The following is a 17,281-nucleotide window of genomic DNA, read 5'->3' as shown; positions in this document are numbered from 1 at the left end:
ATATCAAGCAGACAGCTTTCATCCTGGAGTACCTGCCGTGCGCATCAATGTAGGAACTATCGATCGTATCTTTCGGGCCGTCCTTGGCCTCGCGCTTCTCTATCTCGCCTTTCTGAGTGGACTGCCGCTCTTCGAAGGTGCGCTTTTGAAGTATGGCGCAGCTGTCGTGGGAATCGTCATCCTGGTCGTCGCAACGACACGGGTCTGCCCGGTCTACGCGGTGCTGGGCATCAAGACCTGCCGGGCCTGAACCGATGAAGACCGTGTTCACACCCTGGATCTCCCTTGGCGGGGGCATCTTCCAGGCAAAATTTCTACAATCCCAAGGCAGCGGCGCCAGGTGCGCGACGGCCTGACAGTCAGCAAACGGAGAACTTCATGACCCACTATCCGACCAATCTGGACGTCAAACCCGAAGTTCATGCCTTCTTCGACGACGCGACCAACACCATCAGCTACATCGTGAAGGATCCCGCATCGAACGCCTGCGCGATCATCGACAGTGTCATGGACATCGACTACGCGGCTGGACGGATCACCTACGACCACGCCAACAAGCTGATCCGCAGCGTGGAGGAGATGGGCCTGACGGTGGAGTGGATTATCGAGACCCACGTCCATGCCGACCATCTGAGTGCTGCGCCCTACATCCAGCAGAAGCTGGGCGGCAAGATCGGCATCGGCGCAAGGATCATGGTCGTGCAGGACACTTTCGGCAAGATCTTCAACGAAGGCACGGAATTTCAGCGCGACGGATCGCAGTTCGACGCTCTGTTCGAGGATGGCGAGACCTACATGGTAGGCAAGATGCAGGCTTTCGCCATGGCGACGCCCGGTCACACGCCGGCCTGCATGACCCATGTGATGGGCGACGCGGCCTTCGTGGGCGACACGCTCTTCATGCCGGACGGCGGATCGGCGCGGGCAGATTTTCCGGGCGGCGACGCCGGCACACTCTACGAGTCTATCCAGAAGGTGCTGAGGCTACCCGACGAGACGCGGCTCTTCATGTGCCACGACTACGGCCCGAACGGGCGCGAAATCCGGTGGGAGACGACGGTGGCCGAGGAAAAGGCCCACAACATCCATGTGGGCGGCGGCAAGACGCGGGACGAGTTCATCAAGTTCCGCACCGAGCGCGACGCGCAGCTCGCCATGCCGAGGCTCATCATTCCCTCGCTCCAGGTCAACATGCGGGCTGGCGAACTGCCCCCCGCCGATGAGAGCGGCAAACACTTCCTCAAAGTGCCGATCAACTGTCTTTGACCTTCACGCGCGATCCGCTGACGGAACGCAATCAGCACAACGTAGCGCCAGCCGCGAAAACCCCTGGGAGGAAACATGAACATCCGGAAGATTGACGACAGCCTCGCCGTCTCGCCGCAAATCGCCGTTGACGACCTGCCGAAGCTCGCTGCGGAGGGCTACCGCGCAGTGATCTGCAACCGTCCCGATGGAGAGGGGGGGGACCAACCCTCGTTCGAAGAGATCGAGCGCGCGGCACGCGAGAACGGCATGGAGGCTCGTTACCTGCCCGTGGACTCGGGCCTCGTGCGCGACGAGAACGCGGACGACTTCGCCGAGGCGATGCGCACCTTGCCTGGTCCCGTTCTGGCCTATTGCCGCTCCGGGACACGCTCGGCGACGCTCTGGGCGCTGTCCGAAGCAAAGCGCCGTCCTTTGCCCGAGATCCTCGGCAAGACCAAGACCGCAGGTTACGACATGTCGGGCGTCGCGCGCCGCGTCGCCAACGGCGGCAAGACGCCGACCGATACCGGCGACGCTCACTACAAGGTGGTGATCGTCGGCGCGGGCGCCGGGGGCATCGCGGTCGCGGCAAGCCTCAAGGCGCGCAAGCCGGGTCTTGAGATCGCGATTATCGACCCCGCAGACATTCACTACTATCAGCCCGGCTGGACCATGGTGGGCGGCGGCATCTTCGAGCCGCAGGAAACCGCCAAGACGATGGGCAGCCTGATCCCCAAGGGGGTCGCTTGGATCAAGGCCGCAGTCGCAGCCTTCGAGCCGCAGAACAACGCCGTGATCCTCGAAGGATGCCGTGTCGTGAAATACGACCGGCTTGTCATCTGTCCTGGCCTCAAACTCGACTGGGGCAAGGTCGAGGGCCTTGTCGAGACACTCGGTCAGAACGGGGTCACCACGAACTATCGCTACGACCTTGCGCCCTACACATGGCAACTGGTGCAGGAGATGCGTGGCGGGACCGCGCTCTTCACCCAGCCGCCGATGCCCATCAAGTGCGCCGGCGCGCCGCAAAAGGCGATGTATCTCTCGGCCGACCACTGGTACCGTTCCGGGCGGCTGAAGGACATCGACATTCATTTCTGCAACGCTGGCGGCGTGCTCTTCGGAGTGAAGGACTACGTGCCTGCTCTGATGGAATACGTGAAGAAGTACGATGCCACGCTCGACTTCTTCCACAATCTCGTGGCGGTCGACGGCCCCGCGAAGAAAGCCACCTTCGAGATCAAGGAGCCTGAGAAGGAGCCGCGGCGCGTCGAGATGGCGTACGACATGATGCATGTCTGCCCGCCGCAGACCGCGCCGGACTTCATCCGTGTCTCGCCGCTGGCCGATCAGGCGGGCTGGATCGACGTGGACCAGGCGACGCTGCGTCACAAGAGCTTCGACAATATCTGGGCGCTCGGCGACGTGATGAACGCGCCCAACGCAAAGACGGCGGCGGCAGCGCGCAAGCAGGCGCCCACGGTGGCCGAGAACATCGTCGCCGACATCTCCGGACGCTCCGCCGTGGCGCAGTATGACGGCTACGGCTCGTGCCCGCTGACGGTCGAGCGCGGCAAGATCGTCCTGGCCGAGTTCGGCTATGGCGGGGTGGTGAAGCCGAGCTTCCCCTCCTTTCTGATCGACGGAACGAAACCGAGTCGCGCCGCGTGGTTCCTGAAGGAGAAGATGCTGCCGCCGATCTACTGGCGGGCGATGCTTCGGGGCCGCGAGTGGATGGCGAAGCCAGAAAAACTCGAGAGCGCCGCCGAGTAGCGGACACGCGCGCCGGCACCTCCGCCCGCCGAGCGCGCGACAATGAACGGAGCGCATTTGCTGCACCCCGTCCCCCTGAACCCAAGAGAATGCACACGATGTCGCCGAACCTTCCCCGTTATCTGCCGATCCTGAAGTGGGGCCGGCATTACGACCGCTCCGCGCTGACGAACGATCTCGTGGCGGCGGTGATCGTGACGATCATGCTGATCCCCCAGTCGCTGGCCTATGCGCTTCTCGCGGGCCTGCCGCCGGAGGCAGGAATCTACGCCTCGATCGCACCGATCCTCCTCTACGCGTTGTTCGGCACCTCCCGCGCGCTCGCCGTGGGGCCGGTCGCGGTCGTGTCGCTCCTGACCGCCTCCGCCGTTGGACAGGTGGCCGAACAGGGCACGGCGGGCTATGCCGTCGCCGCGCTGACGCTTGCTGCGCTCTCAGGCGGGTTCCTCGTGCTGCTCGGCATCTTCCGCCTGGGCTTTCTGGCGAATTTCCTCAGCCACCCGGTGATTGCGGGATTCATTACCGCCTCCGGCATCCTGATCGCGACGAGCCAGCTCAAGCACATCCTCGGAATCGAGGCGGGCGGCCATACGCTGATCGAGATAGCCGGCGCGCTCCTCACGCGGCTCGGCGAATTGAACCCGATCACCCTCACGATCGGCGTGGCTGCAACAGCGTTTCTCTTCTGGGTGCGCAAGGGACTGAAGCCGCTCTTGCGCAAGATGGGCGCAGGTCCGCTTCTGGCTGATAGCGTCACCAAGGCCGGGCCCGTAGCCGCAGTCGTCGTCACGACGCTCACGGTCTGGGCGTTGGGTCTCGACGAGCGCGGCGTCTCCATCGTCGGCGAGGTGCCGCAGGCGTTGCCACCGCTGACCATGCCGGGAGGTGCACTTGACCTGATCCGCCAGCTGGCAATCCCGGCGATCTTGATCTCCATCATCGGATTCGTGGAATCGATTTCCGTCGCCCAAACGCTCGCCGCGAAGAAACGCCAGCGCATAGACCCCAACCAGGAACTCATCGGCCTCGGAGCCGCCAACCTCGGCGCGGCCTTTACCGGCGGCTATCCGGTTACCGGCGGCTTCGCGCGGTCGGTCGTGAACTTCGACGCAGGTGCCGAGACACCGGCCGCCGGCGCCTTCACGGCGATCGGCCTCGCAATTGCCGCGCTTGCCCTGACACCGCTGGTCTACTACCTGCCCAACGCGACGCTGGCCGCAACCATCGTCGTCGCCGTGCTGAGCCTCGTCGACTTCTCGATTCTGAAGAGAACCTGGTCCTACTCGCGCGCCGATTTTGCCGCTGTCGCCGCAACGATCCTGCTGACACTGACGCTGGGCGTCGAGATCGGCGTCGCCACCGGCGTGGCCCTCTCCATCGCACTGCACCTCTACAAGACGTCAAAGCCCCATGTCGCCGAGGTCGGGCTCGTTCCCGGCACGAACCACTTCCGCAATATCAACAGGCACGAGGTCGAGACCGATCCGCAGGTCCTCACCCTGCGTGTGGACGAGAGCCTCTATTTCGTGAATGCCCGGTTTCTCGAGGATCTGATCCAGGACCGCGTGGTCGACGGCGACGCCCTGCGCCACGTGGTTCTCATGTGCTCTGCGGTGAACGAGATCGATTATTCGGCCCTCGAAAGCCTCGAGGCGATCAATCACAGGCTTACGGACCTTGGGATCGGACTGCACCTTTCGGAAGTGAAGGGTCCGGTAATGGACCGCCTGAAGACCACACATTTCCTCGACCAGCTCAACGGACGCGTCTTCCTGTCCCAGTACGACGCCTGGACGGCGCTCGCCAAGTCTGACGATCCCGCCAAAGCCGCGAAATGACGCGAAAGGAGAAAGACAGCATAACCACCCCACATTCAAAAAGCGCCTCCCGTGGGCCGGGAAGCCCTGACATCGTCGGTTTCTACGATGAGGCTTCGGGGAGTTGCCTGTACATCTGCATCGACCCGGCGACGAAGAAATGCGCGCTGATCGACGTGGTCCTCGACTTCAATCCTGCCCGCGCCCGCACCTCGACTGAGGCCGCCGACTGGGTGCTCGACTGGATTGACCGCGAGGGTCTGACCCTCGAGTGGATCCTCGACACGCACCCTCATGCCGACCATCTGATGGCAGCGGCGTATCTCAAGCAGAGGACCGGCACGCCGAACGCCATCGGCGAGAAGGTTCGGGAGATCTCGGAACTCTGGAGCGAATACTACAACACGCCGGATGCATACCACCCGGACGCCGATTTCGACCGGCTCTTCGGCGACGGCGACACATTCAGGATTGGTGAGCTCAACGCGCACGTGATGTTGTCGCCCGGTCATACCCTCGGCTCGATTACCTATGTCGTCGGAGACGCGGTTTTTGCCCATGACACATTCATGCAGCCCGACAGTGGGACGGCGCGTGCCGACTTTCCCGGCGGATCGGCGACAGAGCTCTACGACTCGTTGATGGCGATCCTGGCGCTGCCAGACTTTTATCGAATCTTTATCGGCCACGACTACGGTGCGGAAGGCCGCGACGGCCCCGCTTGGGAAAGCACGGTCGCCGAGCAGAAGGCTTCGAACAAGCATCTGGGCGGCGGCGTTGCAAAGGAGGAGTACATTAAGCTGCGCGAGGAGCGCGACTCTACACTCAACCTTCCCGGCAGAATGCTGCACGCGCTTCAGGTCAACCTGCGCGGCGGGCGGCTGCCGGAACCGGAGGCTGATGGAAACAGTTACTTCAAGATACCTGCGAACAGGTTCTGATCATGGCAAAGCTTGAAATCTGGACTCCGTAAGAAGTGAAGGCGGTGCTCGATGCACAGGAAATTCTATTGATCGATGTGCGCACGCCGCCCGAATACATCCTGGAGCATATTGACGGCGCGTCATTGATGCCCATGACGTTCTTCCGCCCAGAGGTCCTGCCCAGGCGGGACGGCAAGCGTATCGTTCCGCACTGCGGCTCCGGCGCCCGATCGGGCAAGGTGGCCGAGATCGCCCTGTCCGCCGGGCTGACGCCGCTCGCGCATATGGAGGGCTGAGACTTCTTTTGCGCCAGATCTACAAGGCGACCTTCAGTGCCTGGCTGGCCACAACTGAGCCTCTATCGCCCAGGCGGACAGCTTTTTGACGGTCAACTCACCATCGGCCCTGCGCTGCTCAAACAGATAGGGCAGTGCAGAGCCCTGCAAAATCAAGAAGAAGCATCAAAAGAAACCCGCCATCAGGGACAAGGCAAAGCGAGACAGCCTAGCCTATAGGATGGCTCGTCACCCATCGCAGGGAAAGGTCCTCCTGGCGGCGGCAATGGCAGCGGCAGGTATCTCCGACTGCCGCAATTGTCGATCCGACCCAATTGTATTGATCACGGTCTCTGCCGCCTCTCCCATGGTCATGGTTTCTTCCGGCGGGCAAATATGCTGGATCAAGATCAGGGTATCGAGAATGCCAAGTACGTAATTGATCGAGGTTTCACGCGCCAGGGCGTCCTCGTTGAAATCCAATAATAGATTATCTCCTGTCAGCTGTTGCGTATCCTCCGCCTCCGCCCCCGCCGCGCTGGCGAATGTCAGGAACGTCGCTGCGGTTATGCTTGCCAACAGGTATCTCATGACGCGGCCTCACTTTTTACATCCTTCCCCGATATCCCTCACACCTCCGACGTATCTGTTCCGGAGACAGAGGTAACAGATTGTACCAGAGACATGGCAAATACCCTTTCAGCAAAAGGATTGCTTAAGGTCAGCACGGGCTCTTCCCCATGAACGGGGCCGGGCATTCATCAGATCCGATTGATCATAACGTTCCAGCCTCAAGATTTCGCCGCGCGCCTTCAAGCACCTTGAGTGCGGAAGACGCAGCCTGGAAGGAAACATCAAGCTCGGCAAACAGTCGGCGTGCCATCACGATTAGTATGCACATCAAGAGGTGCAGAGCGCGGGCCACGGAAGACCCACTGCGAAAACCTCCCCGTTTCTGCCGGGCTTCAGGAAGATTAGAGATTGCGCTTTTGCTGATCCGCTCGTCTTCATCCGAAGCTATCACGGCCCGTGCGACAAATGAGGTGTCGGGCCGTAGCCCAGTTGCTTCTGCGCCTCTCCAAGACCCGCCGATAGCTATCGCGATCCCTTTCGACATAACCCGGCAGATAATGGGGAAGCCGCCCTGCGACGATCAGCACCCGACCTCACGCCTTCACGCCAGCGTCGACAACGTCATGACCAACGACCGCTTGCGGCCAGTACTGCCGTGAGGCCATGCTGCAGATCCTTGACGAAATACTCGGGGACCTCCAGCGACGGGAAATGTCCCCCGGTCTCCGGCGCTCTCCATAGGACGATCTGTCGGTATCGCTCTTGTGCCCAGGGACGGGGACACTTCTCGATGTCGCGGGTATATATGCTGATTGCCGAGGGAACGTCGACCCGAAGTTCAGGGTCAAACGCGTTTACGCCTCCGTGACTTTCGTAGTAGATGCGGGCCGCCGATGCGCCGGTTCGCGTCAGCCAGTACAAGGTGACGTCGTCAAGAATGCGATCTCTGGAGATCGTCTCGAACGGGCTATCTTGGGTATCTGTCCACTCAGCAAACTTGTCGAGAATCCAGGCAAGAAGGCCGACTGGCGAGTCGACGAGCGCATAGCCGATGGTCTGCGGTCGGGTCGCCTGCTGCTTGGCGTAAGCAGAACGGTTGCGCCAGAAATTGTGGGTTTCCTCAGTCCATTTGCGCTCGGTCGCCGTCAGCCCATCCGTGGTCAACCCTGGTGGCGCCTGCGCGAGCACTGTGTGGATGCCGAGAACGTGATCCGGAAACCTGCCGCCGAGGATCGTGGTGATTACACCTCCCCAGTCACCGCCGTGGGCTGTGAACTTGCTGTAACCGAGCCTTCCCATCAGTTCCACCCATGCGGCCGCGATCTTCTCGATCCCCCACCCGGTGGTGGCCGGCTTGTCGCTGTATCCGAAGCCTGGCAGCGACGGAGCCACCACGTGGAAGGCCGGCGCATCCGGATCTGTCGGATCGGCCAGTTCATCTATGACATGGGTGAATTCAGAAACGCTGCCTGGCCAGCCGTGTGTCAGGATCAAAGGCGTGGCGTCTGCACGGGCGGATCGGCGGTGCAGGAAATGGAGTCCCAGATCACCGATAGTCGTGCGGAACTGGCCGATCCGGTTAAGGCGCGCCTCGAACGACCGCCAGTCATACTCGGTGCGCCAGTAATCCACGATGTCGACGAGGTCGGCAAGCGGAACGCCCTGGTTCCATCGGTGCGGGTCGGGCGCGGCGCGATAGACCGTCTCGGCCTCCGGCAGCCGCACCGCGGCCAGCCGCGCGCGAAGATCGTCGAGATCGGCGTCGGATGCGTGGGCCTCGAATGCCTGCACGTCATTGGTTGGACGGTTCATCAGATGCTCCCGCCGAAGTGAGTTGCCGCGGCAATGCGCTTGAGTCTTGCAAAGCCCTGACGAACGGTTTTCGCCCGCTCGATCCGTCCCTGGTTGCGGATTCGGTGAACCGCCTCCTGATCAATGCCGGGGGCAGGACCCTGACAGGTGGAGACTGCCTCAGAAATATTGTTAGAAAAACTACATTCCATCTGGTTTTACCTCCATTACATTTCTCATGCAATTTAGCGTTTCATGAGGCTTTAGGCTTGTCAGAAAAACTGTGTCACTGTTAGTTTTTCTATTATGACAAAACGAAACGATATCGCCTGGCTGCCGCTGAATTCCCTTCGTGCATTCGCGGCGGTCCATGAGACCGGCTCTGTCGGTACTGCCGCGGATACACTCAAGGTGACGCATGGCGCAGTAAGTCAGCATCTACGGGGCTTGGAAGACCGCTTGCAGCGCAAATTGTTTACCCGTTCCGGCAATCGCCTGGTCATGTTGCCGGAAGCCACAGAGTTGGCCGACAATCTGCTTCGGAATTTCAGGGCAATTGCCGGTGATATCGAGCAGTTTCGGCGTGACGATAATATCCTCAACATCACCGTGACGCCGCATTTCGCCCAGTACTGGCTGCTGCCACGCCTTGGTGAATTTCTGCAGCGTCACCCGGAAATCGATCTGCGCATCAATGCCGATGCGACAGTGCACGATCTTGCTCAAAGTGATTTCGATGCCGCTGTCCGGCATGGTGACGGGAGCTGGCCGGAGGTGAACTGCGAAAGGCTTCTTGAAAGTATGGATGTGGTCGTGGCGGCGCCTTCGCTTCTGGAATCTGTTTCCGTTCAAACACCTCAGGAGCTGACCAAGCTGCCATGGATTCTGGATGAGGACCGGGATATCGAAATGTCCAAGTGGTTTGAGGATCACGGCTTGGCCCATCGAGCTCATAAACGGATTACCCGGCTGCCTAGCGCGCTGACTCTTGCCGCGGCACTCGACGGACACGGCGTGGCATGGCTTCCGCAAGTTTATGCTGCACCTTATTTGACCAGCGGACGCTTGGTGCAATTATTGAGCGACGACCGGTGGCCAGCACAGAATACGCGCCACTATTACCTGTGCTGGGTAGACAGCAAGAACCGGCCGAGTTTTAGGACGTTCCGACAATGGATAAGGGGGCAACTCGCAGGATAGTCGAGTGACAAGGCCAGCTTCAGAGCAGCACCCCAACAAACGAATGTTTCAAGACTCCGGCTATCATTTCCCTATGTAGGGCATATGGCGTCCGGTTTGGTTTCGTTGCCCGCCTTCCGACATTCAGCCAGTATAAAGCGTTGCGAGAGAGGTTGGCGTAAAACCGGTGACCGGCAAACAAGTGGGATTCAGCAAGGATATTCAGACGCATGAAGAAGCTTGGTCTTGACGCGACGGACATTCGCATCCTCGGCGCGGTGCAAGAGCATGGGCAACTGAGCAAGGCCAGGCTGGCCGAGATCGCCAACCTCTCGCCGACTCCCTGCTGGACGCGCCTACGCCGCCTCAAGGAGGCGGGCCTGATTCGAGGGTACCGTGGTGACATCGCGCTTGAACAGATCTGTGATTTCACGCAGGTCGTGGTCACTGTCTCGTTGCGATACCACGGAAAGACAGACTTCGATCGTTTCGAAGCCTTCGTCCATGAGCGCGACGAGATCACGGACTGCGTCTCCACGGGCGGCGGCATGGATTATGTCCTCATGACGATCAGCCCGAACCTGTCCTCATTCCAGTCCCTGATGCAGGCGATGCAGGACCCCGAGCTGGGGGTCGATCGATACATGACCTACATCGCGACACGGAACGTGAAGGCAAGCCGTCCAAACCTCGAAAAACTGACCGCCGCAGCGGACCTGTAGCGTCTGCGGACCAGACAGCCTGAAAACCGCCCAAAAACAGCCTGTTGAGTCTGGAAGCCAGATTTTTTTGGACCACAGTTTCGTGGCCCACGAGCGTACACCAGCGGCAGGTACACTTAATCCCGGTTCGCTCAGGCTGGGAAACAGGCAAGAGGCGGCAAGATGAATACAGACGACTTCGGCTTTGGCACGCAGATCCGGAAATCCCCGTACTTCGACGCCACCGTTCGCTGGGGCGTCCAGGGATTTTCCGTTTACAATCATATGTATATTCCACGGGACTTCGGCAGCCCGGAACAGAACTTCTGGAACCTCGTGAACGACGCGATCCTCTGTGACGTGGCGGTCGAGCGCCAGGTCGAGATCACCGGCCCCGATGCAGCCAGGTTCGTCCAGATGCTGGTCCCGCGCAATCTGTCGAAGATGGCGGTCGGGCAGTGCAAGTATGTCCTGCTCACCAATGCCGAGGGCGGCATCCTGAACGATCCGATCCTGCTGCGCCTGGCAGAGAACCACTTCTGGATCTCCCTGGCGGACAGCGACATCCTGTTCTGGGCACAGGGCGTTGCCGTGCATTCCGGGATGGATGTCACCATTGTCGAACCGGACGTCTCGCCCCTGCAGCTGCAGGGTCCGAAGTCGGGCGAGATCATGCGGACGCTGTTCGGCGACAGCATCATGGACCTGCGCTATTACTGGCTGCGCGAGGTCGAGCTGGACGGCATTCCCCTGATCGTTTCGCGCACCGGCTGGTCGAGCGAACTGGGCTATGAGATCTACCTGCGCGACAGTGCGTTCGGCGACAGGCTGTGGGAACGCATCATGGAGGCAGGCGGGCCGTACGGCCTGAAGCCCGGCCACACCTCTTCCATCCGGCGGATCGAAGGCGCGATGCTGTCCTACCATGCCGACGCGGACATCCACACCAACCCCTACGAGCTGGGGCTGGACCGGCTGGTCGATCTGGACATGGAGGCTGATTTCATCGGCAAGGCCGCGCTGCGCCGCATTCATGAACAGGGCGTGAGCCGCAAGCAGGTCGGCCTGGTCATCGACAGCGCGCCGCTGAAAGGCCCGAACACCACCTTCTGGGCCATCAACAAGGATGGCCGGAATATCGGCAAGGTCACCTCCGCCGTCTACTCCCCGCGGCTTGAACAGAACATCGCGCTTGCCATGATTTCGGTGGACTTCGCCAACATCGGGACGGAGGTCGAGGTGGTAACACGGTCCGGTCCGACCAACGCGACCATTGTCGAACGTCCTTTCTACGACCCAAAGAAGAAGCTCGCCACCAGCTGACCACCATGGCCGATGCAGAGGACTCAACAATGTCCGATCTTTCCATCCAGCTGCACTGGCAGCGTACGGAGCCAGAGCTGCGGCCGGGAAAATACACCAACGCGCACAGCGTGCAGTTCAAAAGCAGCTATGGCCTTCAAGTGGATGCCGCCCCTGATTGGGGCGGTGACCCCGGCAACACCAACCCCGAACAGGCTCTGGCCTCGGCACTGGCAAGCTGCCACATGATGACCTTCCTGGCGCTCGCCGCCAAGGCCGGCTGGCCGGTCGCCAGCTACCACGACCAGGCCGTCGCCCATCTGGGCAAGAACACCAGGGGACAGATGTCGGTCGTTCGCATCGACCTTCATCCGGCTGTTCACTTTGACAGCGGCTTCACGATAGAGTCGGCGAAACTGGACGAGATGCAGGACCGCGCGCATCGCTACTGCTTCATCGTGAACAGCCTGGCGGACAGCGTCGAGATCAACATCCTTTAGTCCCGACACAGTTTAGTTCCGACGAAGGAGCCGAGCCTTGACCCAAAGCGAAATCCTGTCCCGCGACCTGGATGCGGATGGCATCCTGCGTCTTACCCTGAACGACCCGGAACGGCGCAACGCGCTGTCCGAGGCGATGCTGACGGAACTGGGTACGGCCATTGCCGAGGCCGGCACCGATGCCTCTGTCCGGGTCATCATCCTCGCCGCGAACGGCCGGGCCTTCTGCGCCGGTCACGACCTGAAGGAGATGACGGCGGGCCGCAGCGGTGCCGATGGCGGGCGGGCCTATTTCGCACGGATCATGGAACAGTGCTCCGGCGTGATGCAGGGCATCGTGGCCTGCCCGAAACCGGTCATTGCCGAGGTCGCAGGGGTCGCGACCGCGGCCGGCTGCCAGCTTGTGGCCAGTTGCGACCTGGCCGTGGCGGCGGAAACGGCCCAGTTCAGTACGCCCGGTGTCCATATCGGCCTGTTCTGCTCCACGCCCATGGTCGCCCTCTCGCGCAATGTGGGAAACAAGCATGCGATGGAGATGCTGTTGACCGGGGACATGGTTTCGGCGGCACGTGCGGCGGACATCGGGCTGGTCAACAGGTCGGTTCCTCCCGATGCCCTGGGCGAGGCCACGCTCGACATGGCACGCAAGATTGCAGCCAAGTCCAGCATGACACTCGCCACCGGCAAGCGCGCTTTCTACGCCCAGCGCGAAATGCCCCTGGCCGAGGCCTACGACTACGCCTCGAAGGTGATGGTCGAGAACATGCTGGCCCGCGACGCAGAGGAAGGCATCGATGCCTTCATCGAAAAGCGCCCGGCCAAGTGGCAGGATGCATGATCCGATGCAGCCGAACCCCTACAACATAGGGCTGGATCGCAACCCCGCGAACCATCAACCCCTGACGCCGCTGACATTCCTGGCGCGCGCCGCCGACATCTTTCCGGATCATACGGCGATCATCCACGGCCCCCTCCGCCGCAGTTATGCAGCTTTCTACAGCCGTTCGCGCCAACTCGCCTCGGCACTGGCGCAGAAGGGGATCGGACGCGGCGACACGGTGTCCGTCCTGCTGGCAAACACCCCGGCCATGCTCGAATGCCACTATGGCGTTCCGATGTGCGGCGCAGTCCTGCACTCGATCAATACCCGTCTCGATGCCGCCACCATCGCCTTTCAGCTCGATCACGCCCTCTCGAAGCTCGTCATCGTGGATCGCGAGTTCATGCCGCTGATGCAGGAGGCGCTGGCCCGCGCGGAAGCTGCACCGCTCGTGATCCAGTACGACGATCCCGAGTTTTCTGGCCCCGAGTTCGAGGGTCCCGAATCCCCTGTCGACGCCCCCGACTACGACGCCTTCCTGGCCGGTGGCGATCCCGACTATGCCTGGCTCATGCCCGAGGATGAGTGGGACGCGATCTCGATCAACTACACCTCCGGCACCACGGGCGACCCCAAGGGCGTGGTCTCGCATCACCGCGGCGCCTACCTTCTGGCCCAGGGCAATGCACTGACGGCAGAGATGGGCAAACACGCCGTCTATCTCTGGACGCTGCCGATGTTCCACTGCAACGGCTGGTGCTTTCCCTGGACGCTGTCGACGATCAGCGGCACGCATGTCTGCCTGCGGCAGGTGCAGGCCGAGCCGATCTGGAACGCCCTGGCTGACCACGGCGTCACCCATCTCTGCGGGGCGCCTGTCGTCATGTCGCTGCTGGTCTCGGCACCGGAGGCCACCAAGCGCGAGCTTGATCACAGCGTGCAGTTCCTGACCGCGGCCGCACCGCCGCCTGAAAAGCTGCTCACGGACATGAAGGCGGCCGGCTTTGAAGTTATGCACCTCTATGGCCTGACGGAAACCTATGGTCCCGCCGTCGTGAACGACTGGCACGAAGACTGGTCGGATCTGCCGGCGTCCGAGCAGGCGCGGTTCAAGGCCCGCCAGGGTGTCCGCTACCTGCCCCTGGAGCAGCTGGATACCCTCGACCCCGAAACCCTGCAGCCGGTGCCGCGCGATGGGGAGACCATGGGCGAGGTCATGTTTCGCGGCAATGTCGTGATGAAGGGCTATTTCCGCAATCCCGAGGCCACGCAGAAGGCCTTCGCGGGCGGCTGGTTCCATTCCGGCGATCTTGGGGTCATGCACCCGGATGGCTACATCCAGCTCAAGGATCGTTCGAAGGACATCATCATCTCAGGCGGCGAAAACATCTCCTCCATCGAGATCGAGGAGGTGCTCTACCGGCACCACGCCGTCGAGGTCGCCGCCGTCGTGGCCATGCCGCACGACAAATGGGGCGAAACACCCTGCGCCTTCATTGAACTGGCCGAAGGCGAACAGGCGGATGCCGAAACGCTCCGCGACTGGTGCCGCGCCCGCCTGGCCCGCTACAAGGTGCCCGGCCGCTTCGTCTTCATGCCGATCCCGAGGACATCGACAGGAAAGATCCAGAAATTCGCCCTGCGCGAGCAGGCACGGGATCTCTCGAGCGGGTAATTACGACGGCTTACGATAACAGTCCTCCATTAAAGAGGACAGATGAAGAAGGCAGATCCGGGTGACGCTTCAGTCGCGCTTCTACGATAGCGGCGGTGCAACGCAGGACGGCCGGCTTCAGGTCACGGTCAATAAGGTCATCAAGATCACGGTCGCCCCCCGTGCGAGGTTCGCATGCAGGGTCGGCCCGTCATACCGGTCCGCCGACCTCCAGACACCGACCATCACCGCAAGATTGTAGGGCACGGAAAACCCATAGCCCGCCATCAACGCCAGCCAAGGTCGGTCGAGCGTGATCAGGATGAGGAGCAGGGCGCTGCTCGAGATGTTGACCAGAAGGCCGCCGAACACTGCCCATGTCCAGAACGCATCGCCAAGGGGAACGTCGCCCGCCCAAAGGGCCTGCAGCTTATTCATCATCGCGATATAGGATCGGCCTCGCACCCCCACCAGCCCTTACGAAGGCAGGCTTGGTTCCTGGGCGGATGGCCGAAAGACCTTCGCGAAGAGGTGCGATTGAGGAACAAGAGGTCCACCCCTCCCTCGAGATTGTCCATCGCCACTCGAAGGCCGTTTCAGATGAAGCGGCGTGCCATCTGCCAGCCTCAGCCTTGCCGCCTAAACGTCACGTTTTTCTTGCGGCACGATGCCGGGGCCTTTGGCCAGGCGGTTCATGGCCAGGAAGGCCAGCACCGTGGCGATCGCCGACAACACGGCCGAAATGGTCGCGATCGTGCGGTCGGGCGAGAGGATGGTGACCAGCGCGATCACGATCAGCACCAGGCGCACAGCCCAGTTGATCATGTCGTTCTGGGAGTAGCGCCCCTGGAAGGCCAGGCTGAGCGCCAGGGTCGCCGTCACCACCAGGAGGAAGGCGGGAATCTGCGCCAGTCCGGGCACGGCCACCAGGTCCGGCTTGGTGAAGAGCGCGGCCATCATCACCATCAAGGGCATACAGAGCAGCAGCGCATACATCATCGTTCGGACAAAGGGCGCTTCGGCAATGCGCGAGGTCACGGCCGCCACCACCGAGGTGGGTGGCGAGAGCTCGCCGAACACGGCCACGAAGAAGGCGAAGAAATGCACCACCCAGGGGTCCATGCCCGCCTGGATCATGAAGGGGGCGATGACCACGGCGGTGATGATATAGGTCGGCGCCACCGGCAGGCCCATGCCCACCACATAGCCGAAGGCAAAGGCCACCAGGCCCATGACGGCCAGGTTGACGCCGGCCCCCTCCATCAGGATCACGCCCACCTTGGTCGGCACGCCGGTGATGGTGAAACTGGCTGTCAGAATGCCCAGCGTGGCGAGCAGGATCGTCAGGTCTGCCGTGATGTTCGAAAAGGCCTCGACCAGCTTCAGGAAGGGGTGGCTGACCGTCTTGACCGAGAAATCGCGCCGTCGGAACAACCGGATGACGAAGGCTGTGGTCAGCGCCACGAACAGCCCCAGGAAGACATTCTGGGCCGAACTCATGGCCGCGTTGCGTTCGATTCCCATCAGGTAGATCAGGCCCGCCACGGCCAGGAAGTAGCTGGCGATGTTTGCCTTGTCCATGAAGCTCATGGGCCCGACATCGGGCACCACCGCGCGGTGCTGGTAGCGCATGCCCAACAGGTAGACCGCAAAGGCCACCCCGATGAAATAGACGATGGCCGGCACGAAGCCGCGGGCCACCACCTCGAAATAGCTCTCGCGCAGGTACTCCGCCATCAGGAAGGCGGCGATGCCCATCAGCGGCGGCATCAACTGGCCGCCCAGGGACGAGGCGGTCTCGACCGCGGCCGCCGTGGTGCGCGGGAATCCGGCCTTGATGAGCGCCGGGATCGTGGCCGTGCCGGTGGTCGCGGCATTGGCCGCGCCCGAACCTGACACTGCCGCCACGCCGAATGAGCCAATCATTGCCGCCTGGGGCAACAGGCGGGGCGACCGCACGGCGATCCGTTCCGAGGCGCGCAGGATGGAGTCGATGCAGCCAAAGGCGCGCAGTACGGCCAGGACCAGGATGAACGAGCCGATGAGCGTCAGGCCAAGCTGGGCCAAGCGTTCGAAGATGCCGGTGGACATCTCGACGCTGACGGCGCCTATGACGCGGCGCACCGACATGCCCGGATGATGGAAGGTCCCCGGCACCAGGTAGCCGAAAACGGTATAAAGCAGCAGGAGGATGTTGATGACGAACAGCGCGAAATAGCGCCGGCGCGCGTATTCCAGGATCAGCAGCGCCATGCCGCCACCGACGGCCAGGTCATGGTTGTTCCAGATCCCGATTCGATAGATGCGAATGTTGTCGAATTCGGTAACGAGATAATAGACCGAATAGAGGCTGAAGAGGATGTAGGCGAGCGCAAAGAACCAGGGGATGACCGGTCCCAGCGCGGGATAGAGCCCCCCTTTTCTCAGGTCGTTCAGATAGACGATACAGACCGCAATGGGCACGGCCGAGACGGCCAGCAGGGTCGGCCCGCCGATGCCTGCCATGTAATAGCGGAAGAGATAGGCGAAGAAGCCTACGCTGAAGGCATAGAACAGGATATCCGCGGCCAGACGCAGACGCGCTTCGAGCGGGGTTTGCGGGGTCCGCTCGGCGTCTTCCGCAGGAAGAATCTCAGCCATTTATATGCTCGCAGATTGACCGGGGGCTTGCGAAGAGCGACGCCGCCGCGGCGTACCGCGACGGCGTCGGGACTCAGGCGCGAAA

At 61.8% G+C, this 17,281-nt stretch carries 16 protein-coding genes; 12 read left to right on the top strand and 4 right to left on the bottom strand.

All coding sequences use genetic code 11. The features are described from left to right. The first annotated feature begins 37 nt into the window (after positions 1–37). The 6 genes from BP38_RS22190 to BP38_RS19690 all read left to right on the top strand — a co-directional run bounded on the left by BP38_RS22190 (position 38) and on the right by BP38_RS19690 (position 6,057). Entirely contained in the window at positions 38–250 is a 213-nt protein-coding gene (locus BP38_RS22190) for a YgaP family membrane protein (protein WP_026987316.1), read from the top strand. 128 nt (positions 251–378) lie between these two features. Further along, positions 379–1,266, top strand: coding sequence for an MBL fold metallo-hydrolase (locus BP38_RS0108090; protein ID WP_026987315.1), 888 nt, complete (start codon positions 379–381; stop codon positions 1,264–1,266). A gap of 75 nt (positions 1,267–1,341) precedes the next feature. Continuing rightward, positions 1,342–3,021 (top strand): bifunctional protein tyrosine phosphatase family protein/NAD(P)/FAD-dependent oxidoreductase, encoded by a 1,680-nt coding sequence (locus tag BP38_RS0108085; RefSeq protein WP_026987314.1) that lies wholly within the window; start codon positions 1,342–1,344, stop codon positions 3,019–3,021. Between the two features lie 98 nt (positions 3,022–3,119). After that, positions 3,120–4,859 (top strand): SulP family inorganic anion transporter, encoded by a 1,740-nt coding sequence (locus tag BP38_RS0108080; protein WP_211250267.1) that lies wholly within the window; start codon positions 3,120–3,122, stop codon positions 4,857–4,859. Continuing rightward, a complete protein-coding gene (locus BP38_RS0108075) occupies positions 4,856–5,779 on the top strand; it encodes an MBL fold metallo-hydrolase (RefSeq protein WP_035724255.1) in 924 nt (307 codons plus the stop codon). Before BP38_RS0108080 ends, BP38_RS0108075 begins: the two co-directional genes overlap by 4 nt. Before the next feature lie 44 nt (positions 5,780–5,823). Continuing rightward, a complete protein-coding gene (locus BP38_RS19690) occupies positions 5,824–6,057 on the top strand; it encodes a rhodanese-like domain-containing protein (RefSeq protein ID WP_211250266.1) in 234 nt (77 codons plus the stop codon). Positions 6,058–6,285: 228 nt separating this feature from the next. Here the strand turns inward: BP38_RS19690 and BP38_RS0108065 are convergent, their stop codons facing one another. Next, the gene (locus tag BP38_RS0108065) at positions 6,286–6,627 is read right to left on the bottom strand and encodes a Rap1a/Tai family immunity protein (protein ID WP_026987311.1); all 342 of its coding nucleotides are present in this window, start codon (positions 6,625–6,627) and stop codon (positions 6,286–6,288) included. 603 nt (positions 6,628–7,230) lie between these two features. Next, positions 7,231–8,421, bottom strand: a complete 1,191-nt coding sequence (locus BP38_RS0108060; protein ID WP_026987310.1) for an epoxide hydrolase family protein — start codon at positions 8,419–8,421, stop codon at positions 7,231–7,233. Between the two features lie 285 nt (positions 8,422–8,706). On the opposite strand from BP38_RS0108060, the gene BP38_RS22185 reads away from it, so the two are divergent. The 6 genes from BP38_RS22185 to BP38_RS0108030 all read left to right on the top strand — a co-directional run bounded on the left by BP38_RS22185 (position 8,707) and on the right by BP38_RS0108030 (position 14,577). Further along, positions 8,707–9,600 (top strand): LysR substrate-binding domain-containing protein, encoded by an 894-nt coding sequence (locus tag BP38_RS22185; RefSeq protein WP_081816538.1) that lies wholly within the window; start codon positions 8,707–8,709, stop codon positions 9,598–9,600. Positions 9,601–9,809: 209 nt separating this feature from the next. Then, on the top strand, positions 9,810–10,301 hold the full coding sequence (locus BP38_RS0108050; RefSeq protein ID WP_026987308.1) for an Lrp/AsnC family transcriptional regulator: 492 nt from the start codon (positions 9,810–9,812) through the stop codon (positions 10,299–10,301). A 162-nt stretch (positions 10,302–10,463) separates the two neighbouring features. Continuing rightward, the gene (locus BP38_RS0108045; protein ID WP_026987307.1) at positions 10,464–11,603 is read left to right on the top strand and encodes a glycine cleavage T C-terminal barrel domain-containing protein; all 1,140 of its coding nucleotides are present in this window, start codon (positions 10,464–10,466) and stop codon (positions 11,601–11,603) included. A gap of 29 nt (positions 11,604–11,632) precedes the next feature. Continuing rightward, a complete protein-coding gene (locus BP38_RS0108040) occupies positions 11,633–12,082 on the top strand; it encodes an OsmC family protein (protein WP_026987306.1) in 450 nt (149 codons plus the stop codon). Positions 12,083–12,119: 37 nt separating this feature from the next. Continuing rightward, positions 12,120–12,920 (top strand): enoyl-CoA hydratase, encoded by an 801-nt coding sequence (locus tag BP38_RS0108035; protein WP_026987305.1) that lies wholly within the window; start codon positions 12,120–12,122, stop codon positions 12,918–12,920. Positions 12,921–12,924: 4 nt separating this feature from the next. Continuing rightward, positions 12,925–14,577: an acyl-CoA synthetase gene (locus tag BP38_RS0108030; RefSeq protein ID WP_026987304.1), complete on the top strand. Its 1,653-nt coding sequence runs from the start codon at positions 12,925–12,927 to the stop codon at positions 14,575–14,577. Positions 14,578–14,694: 117 nt separating this feature from the next. On the opposite strand, the gene BP38_RS0108025 is transcribed toward BP38_RS0108030, so the two are convergent. Together BP38_RS0108025 and BP38_RS19685 are read right to left on the bottom strand one after the other, a co-directional pair. Beyond that, the gene (locus tag BP38_RS0108025; RefSeq protein WP_211250265.1) at positions 14,695–14,997 is read right to left on the bottom strand and encodes a hypothetical protein; all 303 of its coding nucleotides are present in this window, start codon (positions 14,995–14,997) and stop codon (positions 14,695–14,697) included. Positions 14,998–15,195: 198 nt separating this feature from the next. After that, positions 15,196–17,196: a TRAP transporter large permease subunit gene (locus BP38_RS19685; RefSeq protein WP_081816537.1), complete on the bottom strand. Its 2,001-nt coding sequence runs from the start codon at positions 17,194–17,196 to the stop codon at positions 15,196–15,198. Between the last annotated feature and the right edge of the window lie 85 nt (positions 17,197–17,281).

It is taken from the genome of Fodinicurvata fenggangensis DSM 21160 (assembly GCF_000686045.1).
Lineage (GTDB): Bacteria > Pseudomonadota > Alphaproteobacteria > Kiloniellales > DSM-21159 > Fodinicurvata > Fodinicurvata fenggangensis.
This window is presented reverse-complemented; position numbering and strand designations above follow the sequence as displayed.

Bases quoted from the DNA above. Each gene is read 5' to 3' on its own strand.
- BP38_RS0108085 (WP_026987314.1), top strand. From the start codon at position 1,342: ATGAACATCCGGAAGATTGACGACAGCCTCGCCGTCTCGCCGCAAATC.
- BP38_RS0108040 (WP_026987306.1), top strand. From the start codon at position 11,633: ATGTCCGATCTTTCCATCCAGCTGCACTGGCAGCGTACGGAGCCAGAG.
- BP38_RS19685 (WP_081816537.1), bottom strand. From the start codon at position 17,196: ATGGCTGAGATTCTTCCTGCGGAAGACGCCGAGCGGACCCCGCAAACC.
- BP38_RS0108050 (WP_026987308.1), top strand. From the start codon at position 9,810: ATGAAGAAGCTTGGTCTTGACGCGACGGACATTCGCATCCTCGGCGCG.
- BP38_RS0108075 (WP_035724255.1), top strand. From the start codon at position 4,856: ATGACGCGAAAGGAGAAAGACAGCATAACCACCCCACATTCAAAAAGC.
- BP38_RS22185 (WP_081816538.1), top strand. From the start codon at position 8,707: ATGACAAAACGAAACGATATCGCCTGGCTGCCGCTGAATTCCCTTCGT.
- BP38_RS0108060 (WP_026987310.1), bottom strand. From the start codon at position 8,421: ATGAACCGTCCAACCAATGACGTGCAGGCATTCGAGGCCCACGCATCC.
- BP38_RS0108090 (WP_026987315.1), top strand. From the start codon at position 379: ATGACCCACTATCCGACCAATCTGGACGTCAAACCCGAAGTTCATGCC.
- BP38_RS0108025 (WP_211250265.1), bottom strand. From the start codon at position 14,997: ATGATGAATAAGCTGCAGGCCCTTTGGGCGGGCGACGTTCCCCTTGGC.
- BP38_RS0108045 (WP_026987307.1), top strand. From the start codon at position 10,464: ATGAATACAGACGACTTCGGCTTTGGCACGCAGATCCGGAAATCCCCG.
- BP38_RS0108065 (WP_026987311.1), bottom strand. From the start codon at position 6,627: ATGAGATACCTGTTGGCAAGCATAACCGCAGCGACGTTCCTGACATTC.
- BP38_RS0108080 (WP_211250267.1), top strand. From the start codon at position 3,120: ATGTCGCCGAACCTTCCCCGTTATCTGCCGATCCTGAAGTGGGGCCGG.
- BP38_RS0108030 (WP_026987304.1), top strand. From the start codon at position 12,925: ATGCAGCCGAACCCCTACAACATAGGGCTGGATCGCAACCCCGCGAAC.